Raw genomic sequence first — 17,997 nt, 5'->3', positions numbered from 1 at the left:
TGCCCCGCCAGGGATCCGATTCCGGACTCAATCCTTCGAGTCCGCATACGGATTTTTGTTCGTACGAAATTCGATGCGAAGAGGGGTGCCCTTGAGCTTGAATGCCGTACGGAAACGATTCTCCAGGTAGCGCCGGTAGGTTTCCGCAACGCCCGACAGTGCATTGCCGTGGATCACGATAATGGGCGGATTCGAGCCGCCCTGGTGCGCGTAGCGCAGCTTGGGCCGCGATGCGCCGACCCGCTTGGGCTGCTGGAATTCCACCGCTTCCTGCAGCACACGCGTGAGCTGCGGCGTCGGCAGCTTGACCATCGCCGCGGCGAACGCGTCATCGACCGAACGCATCAGCGCGCCAATGCCGGTACGCTCGCGCGCCGAGACAAAATGGAAATTCGCGAAGCTCAGGAATTGCAGCTTGCGTTCCAGGTCGTGCTTGATGCGGTCGCGGGTATGGCCGTCGAGCCCATCCCATTTATTGACGCCCACCACCAGCGCGCGGCCCGACTCCACGATAAAGCCGGCGATGTGCGCGTCCTGCTCGGAAATATCCTGTTGCGCATCGAGCAGCAGGATCACCACGTTGGCATCGGCGATCGACTGCAGCGTCTTGACCACCGAGAACTTCTCGATCGCCTCGAACACCTTGCCGCGCCGGCGCAAGCCCGCCGTGTCGATCAGCGTGTAGGGCTTGCCGCCGCGCTCGAACTCCACGTAGATGGCATCCCGGGTGGTGCCGGGCATGTCGAACGCGATCACGCGCTCTTCACCGATCAGCGTGTTGACCAGCGTGGATTTCCCCACATTGGGGCGCCCGACGATGGCAATCTTGACGCCCTTGCCTTCGTCCGAAATCTCTTCGGCCAGCTCGGGGCGCTCCTGGACCGCGAGCTCGATGGCCTCGTCGACCAGTTCGCTCACGCCATCGCCGTGGGCAGCGGAGATCGCGTAAGGATCACCCATGCCCAGCTCATAGAAATCGGCCGCCACCGAGGTGTACTTCATGCCCTCGGCCTTGTTGACCGCCAGCATGATGCGCCGGCCGGTCTTGCGCAGGTAGTCGGCAATGGCGCGGTCCTGCGGCGCCAGGCCCAGGCGGCCGTCGACGATGAAGATCACCACGTCGGCCTCGACCACGGCCTGCTTGGTCTGCTTGGCCATCTCGGCGACGATGCCTTCCTTGACCACCGGCTCAAAGCCGCCGGTATCGATGGCAATGAACGGACGTTCGCCGATGCGCCCTTCCCCGTAATGGCGGTCGCGCGTCAGGCCCGGCAGGTCGGCGACAAGGGCGTCGCGCGATCGGGTCATGCGGTTGAATAGCGTCGACTTGCCCACATTGGGGCGGCCGACAAGTGCGATAACTGGTTTCATGCAATAAACGGAAACGGGGGCCGGCACGCCGCCCCCCGGTAGCTCCGGAGTCAATGGATCCGACGGCACGCCGCGCCACCTGGGCGCGGTCTGCCGCTTGTCCTGTCGGGCGCGGCGCCGGGTCAACGGACCCGCTGCAATTGCCGCGCTAAGGATCATGCTACCGGATTCGGCGCTGGCCGTACCGACAGGTGTACGGTCGCGCGCATTGGATACCTGTCAGCCAGGCTGGAAACCGTAGACGTCGCCGTCGCGGGTCTGGATTACCATGGTCTGCCCCGCCATCACGGGCGCGGCAGTGATAGCACTCCCATCGGTCTTCATGCGTGCGATGACCTGGCCGTCTTCGCGCGACAGGAAGTGTACATAACCTTCAAAGTCACCCATTACCACCGAGCGGCCCAGGGCCAGCGGCGCGCCCAGGCGACGGTTGCGCAGGTCGTTGTTCTTCCAGCGCTCGTTGCCGTTCTGGCGGTCGAACGCATGCACGACCGACTGCTCGTCGCTGGCGTAAATCGCATTGTCATCCTGCGCCGGGCCGCTCGGCGACGAGAAGTCCTTGCCCCACTGCGGCTGGCCGCTGGCCAGCTCCAGGCAGGCCACCCGGCCCTGGAAGGTAGTGGCGCAGACCTGGCGCCCGCTCACCATCGGCAGGCCGGTGACGTCGTTCAGGCGCTCGATCTCCGACACGCCCTTCGGGTACGAGACCGCGCTCTCCCAGCGCAACACGCCGTTGCCCGGCGTCAGCACGCCCAGCTTGCCGCCAGGGAAACCCATCACGATGCCGTCGCCGGCAAACACCATCCCCATCGACGCACGCAGGTTCAGCGGCGTCTGCGAGCGCTGGTAGATCCAGCGGCGCTCGCCGGTCTCGGCGTCCAGGCCGAATACGCGCGTGTCGGTGGTGCGCACCACCACTAGGCCGTTGCCGACCAGCGGCGCCGACAGCACCTCGCCGTTGACCTGCTTCTTCCAGATCTGCTTGCCGCTGGCGTCAAAGGCATAGATGGCGCCCTTCTCGCCGGCGACCGCCGTCACCGAGCCATCGCTGCCCGGGCCCGAGGTCAGGTCTAGGTCGGCCTTGGCCTTCCACAGCACGCGCCCGCTGGCGCCTTCCAGCGCCATCACGTTGCCGTTGTTGGAAGACACGTAGACGTTGTTGCCCGCCGCGGCCGGCTGCATCGAATAGGGGCCGCTCTTGCCCACGTCGGCCTTCCAGGCCTGGCGCACCGACAGCGTGCCCGAGACCGGCTTGAGCTCGGCGGGCGGGTGCTTGTTTTCCTTGCTGAACAGCGAGCAGCCGCCCAGTGTGGCCAGGCAGGCAACCGCCACCAGCGCACGGGTCATTGCGCGGGCGGGCTGGCGATGTACGGCACGGGAAAGCACTGACGTCATAGGGTTACGGTCCTGTTTATACGATCCGCTGGATATGCGGTGTTTGCACGCGTTCGGGAGCGGCCGGATCAGGCCGTGCCCAGCGCATCGAGCTTGAACTGGATAATCTGGCGCATCGCCGGCTCGTCCTGGCCCAGCTTGTCCAGCGCCTTGCGATAGGCCGTGCGCGCATCGTCGCGCTTGTCCTGCGCGGCCAGCAGGTCGCCGCGGCGGTCGGCATACAGCGCCACGAACGCTGCCGGCGGTTCATCCTTGAGCAGCGCCAGACCCTTGTCGTAGGCCTTCTCGTCGAGCAGCACGCCGGCCAGGCGCACGCGCGCCAGGTGCGAGTAGGCTTCGTCGCCGTGGTCGATGGCCCACTGCAACTGACTCTTGGCCGCGGCCAGGTCGCCCGCATCGTACAGCACGCGGCTTGCTACCAGCGCGCTCATCTGGCCATAGGCGGTGCGGCCGTACTTGTCTTCCAGGTCGGTCGCGGCGCGCTTGATGCGCTCGATGTCGCGCGCATCGGCGGCCTTGAGCACCTGCTCATACAGCACCGCGGCCTCGCCGGCCTGCCTGCGTTCCCAGTACTTCCAGCCGTTCCAGCCGGCAAACGCCAGCAGCGCGACGATCAGCACCCAGGTCAGCGCATTGCCGTACTGGCGCCACCAGGCCTTCAGATTCTCAAGCTGTTCCTGTTCTTCTAGATCGTAAGCCATGTCGAGGCAATCACCTGCGTTGGGTTGGGTACTCGTGTACTGGGGTGTTCCGGCTGGCCAGCGTGCGATTTATTCGCTGGCGCCGACCATTGCGTCGATCAGGTAATCGACCAGGCCTTCGGCCGGCACGGTGGCCTGTTGCCCACCGCCTTCGGCCTGCTCGCGCTGGCGAAGTTCCTTGACTTGGACCACTCCGGCGGCCACTTCGTCCTCGCCAAGGATAACGGCATAGGCCGCGCCGCTTGTGTCGGCGCGCTTCATCTGCGATTTGAAGCTGCCGCCCTTGCCGTCGGGGCTGGCGTGCAGCACCACGTCCAGGCCCGCGTCGCGCAGCCGTTCCGCGGCGATCATCGCCTGCTGCGCGGCGGCTTCGCCCTGGTGCACCAGGTAGACGTCGCAGCCCGCCGCATCGGGCACCACGCCTTCTTCGCGGATCAGCTCGATGATGCGTTCGATGCCCATGGCCCAGCCGCACGCGGGCGCGGACTTCCCACCCATCTGCGCGATCAGCGGGTCATAGCGCCCGCCGCCGGCGATGGTGCCTTGTGCGCCCAGCTTGTCGGTGATCCACTCAAACACCGTCAGGTTGTAGTAGTCCAGGCCACGCACCAGGCGCGGGTTGATCTTGAACGGGATGTTGTTGGCCTTGAGCAGGCGCTGCACGCCCTCGAAGTGCGCCAGCGACTCTTCGCCCAGGAAGTCGATCAGCTTGGGCGCGTTGGCCGCCATCTCCTGCAGCGCTGGGTTCTTGGTGTCCAGCACGCGCAGCGGGTTGGTGTACAGGCGGCGCTTGCTGTCGTCGTCCAGGATGTCCTGGAAGCCTTCCAGGTACTTGATCAGCTGTTCGCGGTGCGCGGCGCGTTCATGGGCCTGCCCCAGCGAATTGAGCTCCAGGCGCACGCCTACCAGGCCCAGGTCGTCCCACAGGCGCTGGCACATCAGGATGATTTCCGCATCCACGTCCGGGCCGGCAAAGCCCAGCGCCTCGGCGCCGAGCTGGTGGAACTGGCGGTAGCGGCCGCGCTGCGGGCGCTCGTGGCGGAACATCGGGCCGGTGTACCACAGGCGCTTGGGGCCGTCGTACAGCAGGTTGTGCTCGATGGTGGCGCGCACGGCCGCGGCGGTGCCTTCCGGGCGCAGCGTGAGCTGCTCGCCGTTGAGCGAATCGGTGAAGGAGTACATCTCCTTCTCGACGATGTCGGTGACCTCGCCGATGCCGCGCACGAACAGCTGCGTATGCTCGACGATCGGCGTGCGGATCTGCTGGTAGCCGTAGGCGCGCAGCATGGCGCGTGCGGCATTCTCGAAATGCTCCCACAGCGGCGCGTCCGCCGGCAGCATGTCGTTCATGCCCTTCACGCCCTGCAGGGCCTTGGCGGGGCGCACCTTCGGTTCGGTCTTGGCACCGCCTTCGGCGGCCACATTCTCGGATTGCGTCATTCTGTTCTAGTCAGTCTGCTGGCACCCGGCCGGTCCGGCTCAGGCTGCCACTTCTTTGTCGGCCCGCGCAGCGCCCGGGCCGTAATGCGTGCGAACGTATTCATCTACGATCGCCTGGAACTCTTCTGCAATGCGCTCGCCGCGCAGCGTCTTCACCTTGACGCCGTCGACGAACACCGGCGCCGCCGGCGATTCACCCGAGCCCGGCAACGAGATGCCGATGTTGGCGTGCTTGCTCTCGCCCGGGCCGTTGACGATACAGCCCATCACGGCCACATCCATTTCCTCGACGCCCGGGTAGGCGGTCTTCCAGTGCGGCATCTGCTCGCGCAGGTAGGTCTGGATGCTGGCCGCCAGCTCCTGGAACACCGTGCTGGTGGTGCGCCCGCAGCCCGGGCACGCAATCACCATCGGGGTGAAGTTGCGCAGGCCCATGGTCTGCAGGATTTCCTGCCCCACGTACACTTCCTTTTCGCGCGGCGCGCCGGGTTCCGGCGTCAGCGAGATGCGGATGGTGTCGCCGATGCCTTCCTGCAGCAGCACCGACAGCGCCGCGGTCGAGGCCACGATGCCCTTGCTGCCCATGCCGGCCTCGGTCAGCCCGAGGTGCAGCGCGTAGTCGCAGCGGCGTGCCAGCTCGCGGTAGACCGCGACCAGTTCCTGCACCTGCGACACCTTGCACGACAGGATGATCTGGTCGCCCGGCAGGCCGATTTCCTCGGCCTTCTTCGCCGAATCGATGGCCGAGGTGATCAACGCCTCGATCATCACGCTCTGCGCCGGCCACGGCTCGGCGCGCCCGGCGTTTTCGTCCATGATCCGTGCCAGCAGGTCCTGGTCCAGGCTGCCCCAGTTCACACCGATGCGCACCGGCTTGCTGTAGCGGCACGCCATCTCGATCATCTGCGCGAACTGCGTGTCGCGCTTGGCGCCCTGGCCGACATTGCCGGGGTTGATCCGGTACTTGGACAGCGCCTCGGCACAGGCCGGATAGTCCTGCAGCAGCTTGTGGCCGTTGTAGTGGAAGTCGCCCACCAGCGGCACATCCACGCCCATGCGGTCGAGCTGCTCGCGGATCGACGGCACCGCGGCGGCCGCCTCGGGCGTGTTCACCGTGATGCGCACGATTTCCGAACCCGCGCGCGCCAGTTCCTTGACCTGGATCGCGGTGCCGATGGCATCGACCGTATCCGTATTGGTCATCGACTGCACGCGCACCGGCGCACCGCCGCCAATGGTCACGACATTGTCGCCCCACGCGACGCGCGCCTGGCGCGTCTGGCGGCGCGGCAGCGGACCGGGCAGGACCGGGAGACAGAGCTGTTGGTTCATAGCGTTACCACCTTGCAAAGACGCATCTTGCCGCACCTTGCGCCCGCGTCAGGGCAGCGTCAGGCGCGCCACGTTGTTGCGGTTGGCTGCCTTCAGGTCGACCGGCGTGCCATTGCGCGTCAGCGACTCGACGCCCTTGACGTTGCCGATCACCACCTTGTACGGGGCCGTGCCGCCACCGGCCATGGTCTGGCCAGCCTTGGCGGTACCGCCCATGACGATCTTGCCGCTATTGTCCCGGATCTCATACCAGGTATCGGCGGCAAAGCGGATCTGCAGTTCGCCCTCGCCTGCTGGCGCAGCCGGTGCCGTGGCAGCGGCAGGCGCGGAAGCGGCGGCGGCTGCGGGCAACACCGCAGCCGCGGGGGCTGCCGCGGCACTGGCCGGAGCGGTTTCGGCAGACGGCGCCGGCGAGTCGCTGGCGGCCATGACCGGCGGCAGCGCCGCCGTCACGGTGCCGGCTTCCGTGCTCTGGATCACGGCAGGCGCTTCAGCCGTTACGGTCTCGGCAGCGCTGCTGCGCGCTTCGATCCATGCGCGGATATGGTCAAGCCCGAACCAGCCGCCCGCGGCCACCAACACGGCCACCAGCGCCAGCCAGACCCAGCGGCCGCCGCTGCCGCCCGAGCGGAAGCGGTTGCGGTCGTCGAAGGCCGCATTGATGCCACCCTCGCGCTGCCGGGCAATTTCCGCCACCTGCGCCACCGGGCGCGGCTGGAAGCGTGCCAGCAGCGGGTCGATGTCGACATGCAGCATGCGGGCATAGGCACGCATCACGCCCTTGGCGAAGGTCACGTCGGGCAGTGCCTGCAGGTTGCCGGCTTCGATCGCGCGCAGCTTGCCTGCAGCCACCTTCAGCCGTGCGCTGACGTCTTCCACCGACATCCGCTGCGCCTCGCGCTCGCGCGCCAGCGCTGCGCCGATCTCGCGTGCGGCGGCTTCGCGTTCTCCTTCGTGCGCGCCCCCGCCGACTTGTTGCGTCGGTACGGCCTGGCCTGCGGCGCGGTCGTGCTCACTCATCCCATGCTCCTTGTTCGTAGGCGGTCAACTCACGCGAGTCGGGGAAGCGGCTGCGCAGTTGCGCCCCAAGCGCATCCTGCGTGCGGCTGTCGCCCTGACGGTGGGCAATGCGCGCTCCCAGCCAGAGGGATTGCGCATTGACAAATTGGCTGCTGTTGACGCGCTGGACATACTGCCGGGCCTGCGCGAAGTCGCCGCGCCGGTAGAAGACCAGCGCGAGGTTGGTGTTGGCCACCGGGTTGTTGCGGTCGTAGCCGAGCGCGGCCTTCAGGTTCTTTTCCGCTTCGGCGCTGTGGCCCTGGCGCAGCTCGCACGCACCCAGGCTGATCAGCGGCTTGGCGGGGCCGCCTGCGGACGGCGCCGACATCGCGCGCTGCAGCATCGGCACGGCCTCGCCGTAGCGCCCTTCCTGGCACAGGAACCAGCCGTAGTTGTTGAGCAGGTCGCCGTCGTTGGCACGCATCGACACTGCCGTGCGGAAGCTGTCATCAGCCAGCGTCCGCTCATTCATATTCATGTAGATCAGCGCGCGCACATGGTAGGCGTCGGCGAGCGCCGGATCGATGGCAATGGCCTGCTTGATCTCGTCAAGGGCGACCGTGTTCTGGCCGGCCTCCAGATAGTTGGTGGCCAGCTGCAGCCGGATGCCGGCGCGGCGCCTTGCATCGGTCTGGTCGGAAGCGGTCTGGGGATCCTGCGCCGGCGCATGCGGCAACTGGCAGCCGGACAACATCAGCAGCCCCAGCAGGGCCGCAGCGATCAGACGGATCATGCAGGGCGAACCTCCCGAGGCTGGCCGGAAGCAGTGACCGGCACCAGTGGCGTGATCTTGCCGAACTTGCCGCGCTCGGCCAGGCGGGTGCGGTCCTTGACTTCCCCGGCCAACTGGCCGCAGGCGGCGTCGATATCGTCGCCGCGGGTCTTGCGGATGGTGGTCACGATGCCTGCATCCATCAGCACCTGCGCAAAGCGCCGGATCTGATCGTTGTTGGAACGCTTCAGGCCCGATTCGGGGAACGGATTAAACGGGATCAGGTTGAACTTGCACGGCACGTCGGCCACAAGCTTCAGCAGTTCCCGCGCATGCTCGACGCCGTCGTTGACGCCATCCAGCATGCAGTATTCGAAAGTAATGAAATCGCGCGGCGCGAATTCCAGATAGCGGCGGCATGCCGCCATCAGTTCGGCCAGCGGGTACTTCTTGTTCAGCGGCACCAGCACGTCGCGCAGGGCGTCGTTGGACGCGTGCAGCGACACGGCGAGAGCCACCGGGAGATCCTTGGACAGTCGGTCCATCATCGGCACCACGCCGGAGGTGGACAGCGTCACGCGGCGGCGCGACAGGCCGTATGCGTTGTCGTCGAGCATCAGGCGCATGGCCGGCACGACGGCGTCGTAGTTCAGCAGCGGCTCGCCCATGCCCATCATCACCACGTTGGAGATGACGCGATCATCCTTGGGGCCGCGGCCCAGTTGTTCGCGCATGGCGAACTCTGCCATCCACAGCTGGCCGATGATTTCACCGGTGCTGAGGTTGCGCGAAAAACCTTGCTTGCCGGTGGAACAGAACCGGCAGTTGACGGCGCATCCTGCCTGCGAGGAAACGCACAGCGTGCCACGCGTTTCCTCGGGGATGTAGACCGTTTCCACCGCGTTGCCCTGGCCGACGTCGAGCAGCCACTTGCGCGTGCCGTCGGCCGACAGGTTGTCGGTGATGGCGGCAGGCGCGCGGATCTCGGCCCGCGTCGCGAGCTTTTCGCGCAGCGACTTGGCGAGATCCGACATGGCGTCGAAGCGGCTGGCACCGTAGTGGTGGATCCAGCGTTGTAGTTGCCGCGCACGGAACGGCTTCTCGCCGAGCTCGCCGCAATAAGCGGTGAGCGCGTCCGCGTCGAGGTCGAGCAGGTTGACGAGAGCGTTCATGACGGCAAACTCAGCTTCGGTGTCAGTCTAGTCCTGGCAGCAGCGCCGGACAATCAGCGGCTGTAGACGTTCATGCCCGGGAAGAAGAATGCCACTTCCACGGCAGCCGTTTCAACAGCGTCCGAGCCGTGCACGGCGTTGGCGTCGATGCTGTCGGCGAAATCGGCACGGATGGTGCCCTTCTCGGCCTTCTTCGGGTCGGTGGCGCCCATCAGGTCGCGGTGCTTGGCGATGGCGTTCTCGCCTTCCAGGGCCTGGATAATGACCGGGCCGGAAATCATGAAGTCCACCAGGTCCTTGAAGAACGGACGCTCCTTGTGGACAGCGTAGAACTGCTCGGCTTCGCCGCGCGACAGGTGCACCATCTTGGCAGCAACGATCTTCAGGCCGGCGGCCTCGAAACGGGCGTAGATCTGGCCAATCACGTTCTTGGCCACGGCATCCGGCTTGATAATCGACAGGGTGCGTTCGATCGCCATGAAAAACTCCGAAAAATGAAGGGGTTACAAATGGATTAAACGTGGGATTCTAGCACGAAGACTATGACCCTTTCGAGGGTCTTCCCTGCTCTGGCGTGTGTCGAGCCACCCTTGCCGCACAACCCGGCACCAAGTAGATCAAAGGGCACATTACAACCTTGTCATGCCAGGAACACGCCGCCCCGGCTAACATCCAATGTGAGCGGCACCGAACGGGCGCAAAGCATGTGCGAGGTGACTCCTGGGTTACCCCGCCCTTGCAATTCGATCTCCCAGGTGCCACATTGACGATGGTTCCGTCCGGGTTCCATACGAATCTTCGCATCCGAAGCCTCGCAGCCCCGGCGCCTCACCGTTTTGAGACAGGAGTCACCATGGATAACAAGCTGAACACCTACGGTTTCGGCAACAGTGCGTCGACCGTCACTGACGTCGTCGTTCGCAACCGGGTCTTGCGCAACACTTACTGGCTGCTGGCCCTCTCGATGATCCCCACCGTGCTCGGCGCGTGGATCGGCGTGGCCACCGGCTTCAGCTTCATGGCGGGCAGTCCCGGCCTGTCGCTGATCCTGTTCCTGGGCATCGCGTTCGGGTTCTTCTACGGCATCGAGAAGACCAAGAACAGCAGCATGGGCGTGGTTCTGCTGCTGGCCTTCACCTTCTTCATGGGCCTGATGCTGTCGCGCCTGATCGGCGCGACGCTGCAGTTCTCGAACGGGCCGGCGCTGATCATGTATGCCTTTGGCGGCACGGCGGCGGTGTTCGGCACGATGGCCACCATCGCCACGGTCAGCAAGCGTGATTTCTCCGGCCTGGGCAAATTCCTGTTCGTCGGCGTGGTCCTGCTGATCCTGGCCAGCGTCGCCAATATCTGGCTGCAACTGCCCTCGCTGATGATCACGGTGTCGGTGATCGCCATCGGCATCTTCTCGGCGTACATCCTGTTCGATGTGCAGCGCGTGGTGAACGGCGGCGAAACCAACTACATCACCGCCACGCTGGCGATCTACCTGGACGTGTACAACGTCTTCGTCAACCTGCTGGCGCTGCTGGGCATCTTCGGCGGCAGCCGCGACTGACGGCAACCTCCCCTGCAGCATGAAAAAACCGGCCTGATGGCCGGTTTTTCTTTGGTGCGCCCGCCGCGATCAGCCGCGATCGAACACCGCGATCGACTCCACGTGCGAGGTATGCGGGAACATGTTGACCACGCCCGCGCCAGCGAGCCGGTAGCCCGCCTCGTGCACCAGCAGGCCGGCGTCGCGCGCCAGTGTGGCGGGACTGCACGAGACATAGACGATGCGCTGCGGCAGCACATCGCTGCCCTGCTGCGCCAGTTCGCCCAGCGCCTTGCACACGGCCAGCGCGCCTTCGCGCGGCGGATCGACCAGCCAGCGGTCGAAGCGGCCCAGCGCGGCAATGTCCTCGGCCGTGACTTCAAACAGGTTGCGGCATGCAAACTCGGTCCTGGCCGCCAGCCCGTTGTATTCGGCGTTGGCCAGCGCACGCGTAGTCAGCACCTCGCTGCCTTCGATGCCCATCACCGACTTGCCCTGCGTGGCCAGCGGCAGCGTGAAGTTGCCGATGCCGCAGAACAGGTCGAGCAGGCGGTCCTGCGGCTGCGCGTCCAGCAAACGCAGCGCGCGGCCGATCAGCACGCGGTTGATCTGGTGGTTCACCTGGGTGAAGTCGGTCGGCTTGAACGGCATGCGGATGCCGAATTCCGGCAGCGTATAGGCCAGCTCGGCATCGGCCGGGTAGAACGGATAGACCGTATCCGGGCCCTTGGGCTGGAGCCAGAACTGCACCTGGTGCTGGTCGGCGAAGGCGCGCAGCAGGTCCTTGTCGGCATCGGTCAGCGGCTCCAGGATGCGCAGCACCAGCGCGGTGACTTCCTGCCCCACGGCCAGCTCGATCTGCGGCATGCGGTCGCGGATCGACAGGCCGCCAACCAGCTCGCGCAGCGGCACCAGCATGGCCGACACATGCGGCGGCAGGATCTCGCAACGGGTCATGTCGGCCACATAGCTGCTCTTGCGCTCATGGAAGCCGACCAGCACCCCGCCCTTCTTGGCCACGTAGCGCACGGTCAGGCGCGCGCGGTAGCGATAGCCCCAGTCCGGGCCGGCGATCGGGCGGAACACCACGTCGGGCTTCACCTTGGACAGGTGCCACAGGTTGTCTTCCAGCACGCGCTGCTTGATCGCCAGCTGGGCGCGGGAATCCAGATGCTGCATCGAGCACCCGCCGCAGACCCCGAAATGCTGGCAGCCGGGCTTCACGCGCATCACCGATTCCTGCCGGACCTCGACCAGATGGGCCTGCTCGTAGCTGGGCTTGCGGCGAAAGCTGCGGTAGCTGACGGTCTCGCCGGGCAGCGCGCCCTCGACGAAGATCACCTTGCCGGGCGTGCCGTCCTCGTTCACCAGGCGGCCAACGCCGCGGGCCTCCATGTCGAGGCTGTCGATCGACACCACGGGATCGGCCGCGGGGGCACCAGCGTCGGCGCGGACACGGGACTCTTTTGCGGCGGGAGCAGCACCTTGATCGGCAACAGCGGCCGGGGCTGCCGGCGTTTCTTGTGGGGAGGACACGGCTTGGGACACCAGACGAAACCTGACGTATTGTTTTGCGAAAGCGGGATTGTATGCCAGACCGGGCCCGCACCGGTGGCAGCAGCCTGACGATACAACGGAGACAGCAAATGGAACTGATTTCCTGGAATATCCAGTGGGGCCGAGGCGCCGACGGTCATGTCGACCTGGGGCGCCAGGTCAACACCTTGCGCGGCATTGCCGACGCCGACGTCATCTGCCTGCAGGAGGTCACGCGCGGGTTCGGCGAACTGCGCGGCAGCCCGGGTGAAGACCAGGTGGCGGAGTTGACCGCCTTGCTGCCCGGCTACCACCTGCTCTACGCGCCAGGTGTCGACCGCCGCACCGCCACCGGAGGGCGCAAGCAGTTCGGCAACCTGATCGCCACGCGCCTGCCGGTGCGCGAAGTCTTCCGCCATGCCTTGCCCTGGCCGGCGGACCCGCAGGTCGCCTCGATGCCGCGCGTGGCGCTGGAAGCCACCGTCGAAGTCGGGGGCACCCGGCCGCTGCGCGTGATCTGCACGCACCTGGAGTATTACTCATCACACCAGCGCGCCGCGCAGGCCGAAGCCTTGCGCACCTGGCACGCCGAAGCCTGCGACCATGCGCGCCGCCCCGGCCGCAGCGAGAAATGGCCGGGCCCGTTCACGCCCGAGCCGCGCCCGGCCGAGGCCGTCCTGTGCGGCGACTTCAACAGCAAACCCGACGATATCGCCTACCGCCGCGTGCTCGAGCCCTTTGACGATGCCACGCCGCCCTGGCGCGATGCCTGGCTTCACATGCACCCAGGCCAGCCGCACGCGCCGACCTGCGCCCTGTACGACAAGGAGCAATGGCCGGAGGCGCCGTTCGCCTGCGATTTCATGTTCGTGACGGAGAATCTCGCCGGGCGTATCCGGCGCTGCGAGGTCGATGCCGATACGGCCGACTCGGACCACCAGCCGATCCTGCTGTCGCTGGATCTGTGAATCCGTGTCGGCGCGTCTGCGGCGTCCTCAGTCTTCGAGGTCTTCGGCTTCGGGCGTGAGACGCTGCAGCCGGAATGCCTGCAGGTATTCCATCCACTGCTCGCCGGGCAGCTCGGCCAATGATTCCTGGACGAATTCCATCTCGACGTCGAACTCGCGCGGCGACATGCCGCCGCGCATCAGCTGGAAGCGGCAGTACATCAGGTAGGTGTTGACGACGTCGGTCTCGCAGTAGGCGCGGATCTCGTCGAGCTGGCCGGCCTGGAACGCCTGCCAGACCTTGCTGCCGTCCATCCCCATCTTGCCTGGGAAGCCGCACAGCTTGGCTAGGTCATCCAGCGGCGCGCTGGCGCGGGGCTGGTACATGGCCAGCAGGTCCATCAGGTCCAGGTGCCGCATGTGGTAGCGGCTGATGTAGTTGTTCCACTTGAAGTCGCGGCTGTCGTCGTCGCGGCCCTCGCCCATTTCCCAGTAGCGCGGCGCGGTGACACCGTTGACCAGGCCGCGGTAGTGCAGCACCGGCAGGTCGAAGCCGCCGCCGTTCCATGAAACCAGTTGCGGACTGTAGCGCGCGATCAGTTCATAGAACTTCTGGATCAGCGTGGCCTCGCCGTCTTCCGGCGTACCCAGCGAGCCGACGTGGAACACCGCCGAGCCATCGCGGTGCGTGCGGCGCAGCACGCAGGAAATCGCGGCGATGCGTTGCAGGTAGTGCGGGAGAAAATCGCTGCCGGTCTTTTCGCGGCGGGCGGCAAACGCATGCTCGGCGACTTCGGCGTCGCTCATCGCATCGGGATGGTCATGCAAACGGCGCAGGCCGGCAACATCGGGAATGGTCTCGATGTCGAATACCAGCACAGGGGTCATAGAACGGCGTCCTTCCTGACACCTTGCGAAGCGAAATGCCGCTTGAGCTTGACCAGCGCCTCCTGCTGGATCTGGCGCACGCGCTCGCGCGTGAGGCCCATTTCCTCGGCGAGCTCTTCCAGCGTGGCGGGCTCGATATGGTTGAGGCCGAAGCGGCGCTCCACCACATAGCGATGCTTTTCCGACAGGCGCGCCAGCCAGAGCTTCATCAGCCCTTCCAGCTCGCGGTGGGCCACCTCCTGGTCGGGGGCGGCGTTGTGCTCGTCGGAGAGGAAATCCAGGAGGCTCGAGCCGGGATCGAGATCGAACGGCGTATCGAGCGAGGTGGTATGTTCGTTGAGTGCCAGGACGTCCTGCACTTCGTCCGGCGTCTTGCCCAGCAGGTGGGCGATGTCTTCCAGGCTGGCGTCGCGCCCGTCGGTGCCGCCCTTCTCCAGATGGCGCTTGGCGCGCAGCACCTGGTTGAGTTCGCGGATCACGTGAACCGGCAGGCGGACCGTGCGCGCCTGGTTCATGATGGCGCGCTCGATGCTCTGGCGGATCCACCAGGTCGCGTACGTCGAGAAGCGGAAACCGCGCGACGGATCGAATTTTTCAATCGCGTGCATCAGGCCCAGGTTGCCTTCCTCGATCAGGTCGAGCAGCGGCACGCCGCGATTGAGGTAGCCCTTGGCGATGCTGACCACCAGCCGCAGGTTGCGCTCGATCATGACCTGGCGCGCGGCAAAGTCGCCGTCCTTGGCCAGCGTGGAGAAATGCAGTTCTTCCGGCGCGGACAAGAGCGGCTTGATGCTGATGCGGTTCAGGTAGTGCTGGACGGTATCCGCGGCCAGCTCGGTATGCAGCACGGTGCGGAAATCATCATGCTCGGGGGCGGCGCCGTCGGTGCCATTTTCCGCGCTCTCTTCTTCCTCGTCTTCCGACTCGTCCTCTTCGTCGTCGCGCACGATGCGCTCGTTGTCGTCGGCGAGCAGGTCGGCCTCGCGCAGGCCCACCGAAGCGGACGTGGCGATGGGCTCGTCGGTCACGGGAATCAGTTCGGCGGCGAGATCAGGCTCGAAGCCTTCGGCATCGGCGCGCGCGTCGGGATGTGCCACACCAGCCTTCACTTCCGGCTGCTTGGGACGGCGAGCCCTGCTGACGGTTCCGGAGGAGACAGTTTTCTGGCGTGGCATGAACCCTCACTGTGGCGGCAGGTACCGCATCGGATCAACCGGTTTTCCGTTCTTGCGAACTTCGAAGTGAAGCTTTACCCGGTCGGTATCGCTGTTGCCCATCTCCGCAATCTTCTGGCCCTTTCGGACCGCGGATTGCTCAGCCACGAGCACCTTGTCGTTGTGCCCGTAAGCAGTAAGAAATGTCTCATTGTGTTTGATGATGACAAGATTCCCGTAGCCGCGCAAGGGGCCAACGTGAATCACCCGGCCATCGTCCGCGGCCAGCACCGCATCGCCCTTCTTGCCCGCAATATCGATGCCTTTATTGCCCTTGTCGTCGAATTTCCCGACCGTCTGGCCGGTTGCCGGCCAGGCCAGCTTCATCGCGCCATCGGCGACTGGTGCCGCGGCCGCGGCGGGCGCGGCGGGCGTTGCCGCGGGCGCCGAAGCGGCCGCAGCCGGGGCCACCGGCGTGGCGGCCGGGCGGGCCTGGTCTATCGGCTGCGCCTGCACCGTGCCCGGCGCCACCGGCATGGTGGCCACGCCAGGCGCAGTGTTGACGTCGGCACCCGGCGGCACGATGCGCAGCAGCTGGCCGACCTCGATCTGGTTCACATTGCTCAGATTGTTCCACGTTGCCACATCGCGATACGACTGGCCGTTCTCCAGCGCGATACGGTAAAGGGTATCACCTCGCTTGACCCGATAGTATCCGGGGGGCGCCGGTTCCAGCGTCGCGGCCGTGGTACCGGAAGTGGAGGTACGGTCAACCACGGGTGCCGGCATCGGCGAATTGGCGCAGGCGGCCAGCAGGGCCGTCAGCGCCGAGGCCGCAAAAAGTTGTCCGGCGCGTGCGAAATATTGCGATTTCACGATGTTGTGCATAGTTCGACTCAGATGGTGCCCGATTTTAAGGGCACAAAGAAAACGGCTTCAAGCGCGGTTCTGTGAAAGCGATGGCGGTTGCGCCGCTCGATCAGCAACAGCTGCTGCGTGACGGTCTGGCCCGGCACGCCCGCCGGCGGCATCACCGCCACCGGGGCGATCAGGCGCCCGCCGATGGCCAGTTGCTCAAGCAGCGCCTCGGGCACCTCCATGCCGGCCGCGGCCAGGATGATGGCCGAAAACGGCGCCGCCTGGGGCAGCCCCAACATGCCGTCGCCGTAGTGCAGGCGCAGGTTGGGCACGCGCAGCGGCCGCAGGTTCGCCTTGGCCTGCTCGTGCAGCGGGCGGATGCGCTCGATCGAGAAGACTTCGCGCGCCACCTGGCTCAGCACCGCGGCCTGATAGCCGCAGCCGGTGCCGATCTCGAGCACGCGCTCCAGCGGCGCGTCGGCGGCCAGGCCCTCACGCAGCAGCTCGATCATGCGCGCCACCACCGACGGCTTGGAAATGGTCTGCTGATGGCCGATCGGCAGCGCGGCGTCCTCATACGCCTGCGATGCCAGTCCCGGCTCGACGAACAGGTGGCGTGGCACGGTGGCGATGGCCGACAGCACGCGCTCGTCGCGGATGCCCGCGGCACGCAGCCGCGCCGCCAGCGCCACGCGCGCGCGCGCCGAGGCCATGCCGCCGCCGCCTGCGGTGGCCGCCGAGGCGCGTTGCTCGACCGCACTTGCAGGCACCGGCGCGGGCGCCGGTGCGGCGGTGCGTGGCAGGCGCGGCTTGGCTGGCGTGGGCGTGGGCGCGGCCTGCCGCGGCGTGCCCACGGCAGGCATGCCGGCAGTGCGGGCCGGTGCGGGCTTGCGCTCGACTACGGCATCGAGCGGCAGCGGAAACTTGTTGCGACGGGGCGTGGAACTCATCGGGGGCGCGACACTGCGGATCGGTGGCCTACTTCAACCACTGGTCGAGCGCGTCGAGCTGCCCGCGGTGCGTCAGGTCGAGCTGCAACGGCGTGAGCGAGACGTAGCCCGCCGCAGTTGCATGGAAATCGGTGCCCTCGCTGGCATCGCGCGCATCGCCCGCCGGGCCGATCCAGTAGTTGGTGTCGCCGCGCGGATTGACCTGCGTGATCACCGGCTGCGACGGATGACGCTTGCCCAGGCGCGTGGCGCGGTAGCCCTTGATATGTTCGAACGGCAGGTTCGGGATATTGACGTTGAGCAGGAACGGCTCGGCCGGCGGCGTGCCGATGATGCGCTCCACCACGGTGCGCGCCACGCGTGCCGCGGCGTCCAGGTGCTCCCAGCCCTTGTCCACCTGCGAGAAGGCGATCGACGGAATGCCCAGCAGGTAGCCCTCGATGGCGGCGGCGACGGTGCCGGAGTACAGCACGTCTTCGCCCATGTTCTGTCCCTGGTTGATGCCGGACACCACCAGGTCGGGTTTTTCTTCCAGCAGGCCCGTCAGCGCGATATGCACGCAATCGGTCGGCGTTCCGTTGACGAAGCGAAAACCTTTTTGCACGCCTTCGCGCGCTTCGTAGATCGACAGCGGCCGCTGCAGGGTCAGGGAATTGGAGGCACCGCTATGGTTCTGCTCCGGCGCGATGACCGTGATCCGGCCCAGCGGCGCGAGCGCGGCATGCAAAACGGCCAGTCCCGGCGCGAGATAACCGTCGTCGTTGGCGAGAAGGATATGCATGGCGCGATTGTACCTGAGCGCGCGCGCGCAAGCGGCCCGCGCGCCGCCCTGAAAGCACGTTTCTGGCGCTGTATGCAGGCCGCAAATAACCACCTCCATCGCTTGGGCATGGAACAGAACGACCGTGCTATTTCTGCGCTACACTTGCCCTGCCCGCCCGCATA

General features: G+C 66.3%; 17 protein-coding genes. 2 read left to right on the top strand and 15 right to left on the bottom strand.

The window, feature by feature from the left end:
* Positions 1-27: 27 nt before the first annotated feature.
* The 9 genes from der to ndk form a co-directional block, all read right to left on the bottom strand.
* A complete protein-coding gene (gene der / locus AC3WL8_RS24590) occupies positions 28-1,371 on the bottom strand; it encodes a ribosome biogenesis GTPase Der (protein ID WP_035816329.1) in 1,344 nt (447 codons plus the stop codon).
* Positions 1,372-1,590: 219 nt separating this feature from the next.
* Complete coding sequence (gene bamB / locus AC3WL8_RS24585; protein WP_013957216.1) at positions 1,591-2,766, bottom strand: outer membrane protein assembly factor BamB; 1,176 nt, start codon at positions 2,764-2,766, stop codon at positions 1,591-1,593.
* A 68-nt stretch (positions 2,767-2,834) separates the two neighbouring features.
* Positions 2,835-3,467 (bottom strand): tetratricopeptide repeat protein, encoded by a 633-nt coding sequence (locus tag AC3WL8_RS24580; RefSeq protein ID WP_114132549.1) that lies wholly within the window; start codon positions 3,465-3,467, stop codon positions 2,835-2,837.
* A 69-nt stretch (positions 3,468-3,536) separates the two neighbouring features.
* Entirely contained in the window at positions 3,537-4,907 is a 1,371-nt protein-coding gene (hisS, locus tag AC3WL8_RS24575; RefSeq protein WP_492379018.1) for a histidine--tRNA ligase, read from the bottom strand.
* A 39-nt stretch (positions 4,908-4,946) separates the two neighbouring features.
* Complete coding sequence (ispG, locus tag AC3WL8_RS24570; RefSeq protein WP_013957219.1) at positions 4,947-6,239, bottom strand: flavodoxin-dependent (E)-4-hydroxy-3-methylbut-2-enyl-diphosphate synthase; 1,293 nt, start codon at positions 6,237-6,239, stop codon at positions 4,947-4,949.
* 48 nt (positions 6,240-6,287) lie between these two features.
* On the bottom strand, positions 6,288-7,259 hold the full coding sequence (locus AC3WL8_RS24565; protein WP_211979876.1) for a RodZ domain-containing protein: 972 nt from the start codon (positions 7,257-7,259) through the stop codon (positions 6,288-6,290).
* Entirely contained in the window at positions 7,252-8,031 is a 780-nt protein-coding gene (gene pilW / locus AC3WL8_RS24560) for a type IV pilus biogenesis/stability protein PilW (protein WP_013957221.1), read from the bottom strand. The genes AC3WL8_RS24565 and pilW overlap by 8 nt, the downstream gene beginning before the upstream one ends.
* The gene (gene rlmN, locus AC3WL8_RS24555; protein ID WP_013957222.1) at positions 8,028-9,182 is read right to left on the bottom strand and encodes a dual-specificity RNA methyltransferase RlmN; all 1,155 of its coding nucleotides are present in this window, start codon (positions 9,180-9,182) and stop codon (positions 8,028-8,030) included. Before rlmN ends, pilW begins: the two co-directional genes overlap by 4 nt.
* Positions 9,183-9,235: 53 nt before the next feature.
* Positions 9,236-9,661, bottom strand: a complete 426-nt coding sequence (gene ndk / locus AC3WL8_RS24550; protein WP_211979877.1) for a nucleoside-diphosphate kinase — start codon at positions 9,659-9,661, stop codon at positions 9,236-9,238.
* A gap of 374 nt (positions 9,662-10,035) precedes the next feature.
* Between ndk and AC3WL8_RS24545 the strand changes: the two genes are divergently transcribed.
* Positions 10,036-10,740 (top strand): Bax inhibitor-1/YccA family protein, encoded by a 705-nt coding sequence (locus tag AC3WL8_RS24545; protein ID WP_013957224.1) that lies wholly within the window; start codon positions 10,036-10,038, stop codon positions 10,738-10,740.
* Between the two features lie 69 nt (positions 10,741-10,809).
* Here the strand turns inward: AC3WL8_RS24545 and rlmD are convergent, their stop codons facing one another.
* Positions 10,810-12,138 (bottom strand): 23S rRNA (uracil(1939)-C(5))-methyltransferase RlmD, encoded by a 1,329-nt coding sequence (rlmD, locus tag AC3WL8_RS24540; RefSeq protein WP_371827423.1) that lies wholly within the window; start codon positions 12,136-12,138, stop codon positions 10,810-10,812.
* Positions 12,139-12,365: 227 nt separating this feature from the next.
* Here rlmD and AC3WL8_RS24535 point away from each other — a divergent pair, with 227 nt between their 5' ends.
* The gene (locus AC3WL8_RS24535; RefSeq protein WP_211979879.1) at positions 12,366-13,223 is read left to right on the top strand and encodes an endonuclease/exonuclease/phosphatase family protein; all 858 of its coding nucleotides are present in this window, start codon (positions 12,366-12,368) and stop codon (positions 13,221-13,223) included.
* Positions 13,224-13,250: 27 nt separating this feature from the next.
* Here AC3WL8_RS24535 and AC3WL8_RS24530 read toward each other — a convergent pair whose 3' ends face one another.
* Genes AC3WL8_RS24530 through surE form a run of 5 tightly spaced genes read right to left on the bottom strand, consistent with a single transcriptional unit; the run spans position 13,251 to position 17,833 of the window.
* The gene (locus AC3WL8_RS24530; protein WP_013957227.1) at positions 13,251-14,090 is read right to left on the bottom strand and encodes a 3'-5' exonuclease; all 840 of its coding nucleotides are present in this window, start codon (positions 14,088-14,090) and stop codon (positions 13,251-13,253) included.
* The gene (gene rpoS, locus AC3WL8_RS24525; RefSeq protein ID WP_013957228.1) at positions 14,087-15,265 is read right to left on the bottom strand and encodes an RNA polymerase sigma factor RpoS; all 1,179 of its coding nucleotides are present in this window, start codon (positions 15,263-15,265) and stop codon (positions 14,087-14,089) included. The genes AC3WL8_RS24530 and rpoS overlap by 4 nt, the downstream gene beginning before the upstream one ends.
* A gap of 6 nt (positions 15,266-15,271) precedes the next feature.
* Positions 15,272-16,132, bottom strand: coding sequence for a peptidoglycan DD-metalloendopeptidase family protein (locus AC3WL8_RS24520; protein ID WP_013957229.1), 861 nt, complete (start codon positions 16,130-16,132; stop codon positions 15,272-15,274).
* Positions 16,133-16,140: 8 nt separating this feature from the next.
* Positions 16,141-17,052 (bottom strand): protein-L-isoaspartate(D-aspartate) O-methyltransferase, encoded by a 912-nt coding sequence (locus AC3WL8_RS24515; RefSeq protein WP_492379017.1) that lies wholly within the window; start codon positions 17,050-17,052, stop codon positions 16,141-16,143.
* A 28-nt stretch (positions 17,053-17,080) separates the two neighbouring features.
* The gene (gene surE, locus AC3WL8_RS24510) at positions 17,081-17,833 is read right to left on the bottom strand and encodes a 5'/3'-nucleotidase SurE (protein WP_013957231.1); all 753 of its coding nucleotides are present in this window, start codon (positions 17,831-17,833) and stop codon (positions 17,081-17,083) included.
* Between the last annotated feature and the right edge of the window lie 164 nt (positions 17,834-17,997).

The sequence above is a fragment of the Cupriavidus sp. FW305-F7 genome (genome assembly GCF_058782875.1).
The sequence above is the reverse complement of the archived record's forward strand: the minus strand, read 5'-3'. Positions and strand labels throughout refer to the sequence as shown.

Coding starts and splice junctions, on each gene's coding strand:
- AC3WL8_RS24515 (WP_492379017.1), bottom strand. CDS start 17,052: ATGAGTTCCACGCCCCGTCGCAACAAGTTTCCGCTGCCGCTCGATGCC.
- pilW (WP_013957221.1), bottom strand. CDS start 8,031: ATGATCCGTCTGATCGCTGCGGCCCTGCTGGGGCTGCTGATGTTGTCC.
- AC3WL8_RS24535 (WP_211979879.1), top strand. CDS start 12,366: ATGGAACTGATTTCCTGGAATATCCAGTGGGGCCGAGGCGCCGACGGT.
- AC3WL8_RS24545 (WP_013957224.1), top strand. CDS start 10,036: ATGGATAACAAGCTGAACACCTACGGTTTCGGCAACAGTGCGTCGACC.
- AC3WL8_RS24520 (WP_013957229.1), bottom strand. CDS start 16,132: ATGCACAACATCGTGAAATCGCAATATTTCGCACGCGCCGGACAACTT.
- AC3WL8_RS24565 (WP_211979876.1), bottom strand. CDS start 7,259: ATGAGTGAGCACGACCGCGCCGCAGGCCAGGCCGTACCGACGCAACAA.
- bamB (WP_013957216.1), bottom strand. CDS start 2,766: ATGACGTCAGTGCTTTCCCGTGCCGTACATCGCCAGCCCGCCCGCGCA.
- hisS (WP_492379018.1), bottom strand. CDS start 4,907: ATGACGCAATCCGAGAATGTGGCCGCCGAAGGCGGTGCCAAGACCGAA.
- ispG (WP_013957219.1), bottom strand. CDS start 6,239: ATGAACCAACAGCTCTGTCTCCCGGTCCTGCCCGGTCCGCTGCCGCGC.
- rpoS (WP_013957228.1), bottom strand. CDS start 15,265: ATGCCACGCCAGAAAACTGTCTCCTCCGGAACCGTCAGCAGGGCTCGC.
- surE (WP_013957231.1), bottom strand. CDS start 17,833: ATGCATATCCTTCTCGCCAACGACGACGGTTATCTCGCGCCGGGACTG.
- rlmN (WP_013957222.1), bottom strand. CDS start 9,182: ATGAACGCTCTCGTCAACCTGCTCGACCTCGACGCGGACGCGCTCACC.
- ndk (WP_211979877.1), bottom strand. CDS start 9,661: ATGGCGATCGAACGCACCCTGTCGATTATCAAGCCGGATGCCGTGGCC.
- AC3WL8_RS24580 (WP_114132549.1), bottom strand. CDS start 3,467: ATGGCTTACGATCTAGAAGAACAGGAACAGCTTGAGAATCTGAAGGCC.
- AC3WL8_RS24530 (WP_013957227.1), bottom strand. CDS start 14,090: ATGACCCCTGTGCTGGTATTCGACATCGAGACCATTCCCGATGTTGCC.
- der (WP_035816329.1), bottom strand. CDS start 1,371: ATGAAACCAGTTATCGCACTTGTCGGCCGCCCCAATGTGGGCAAGTCG.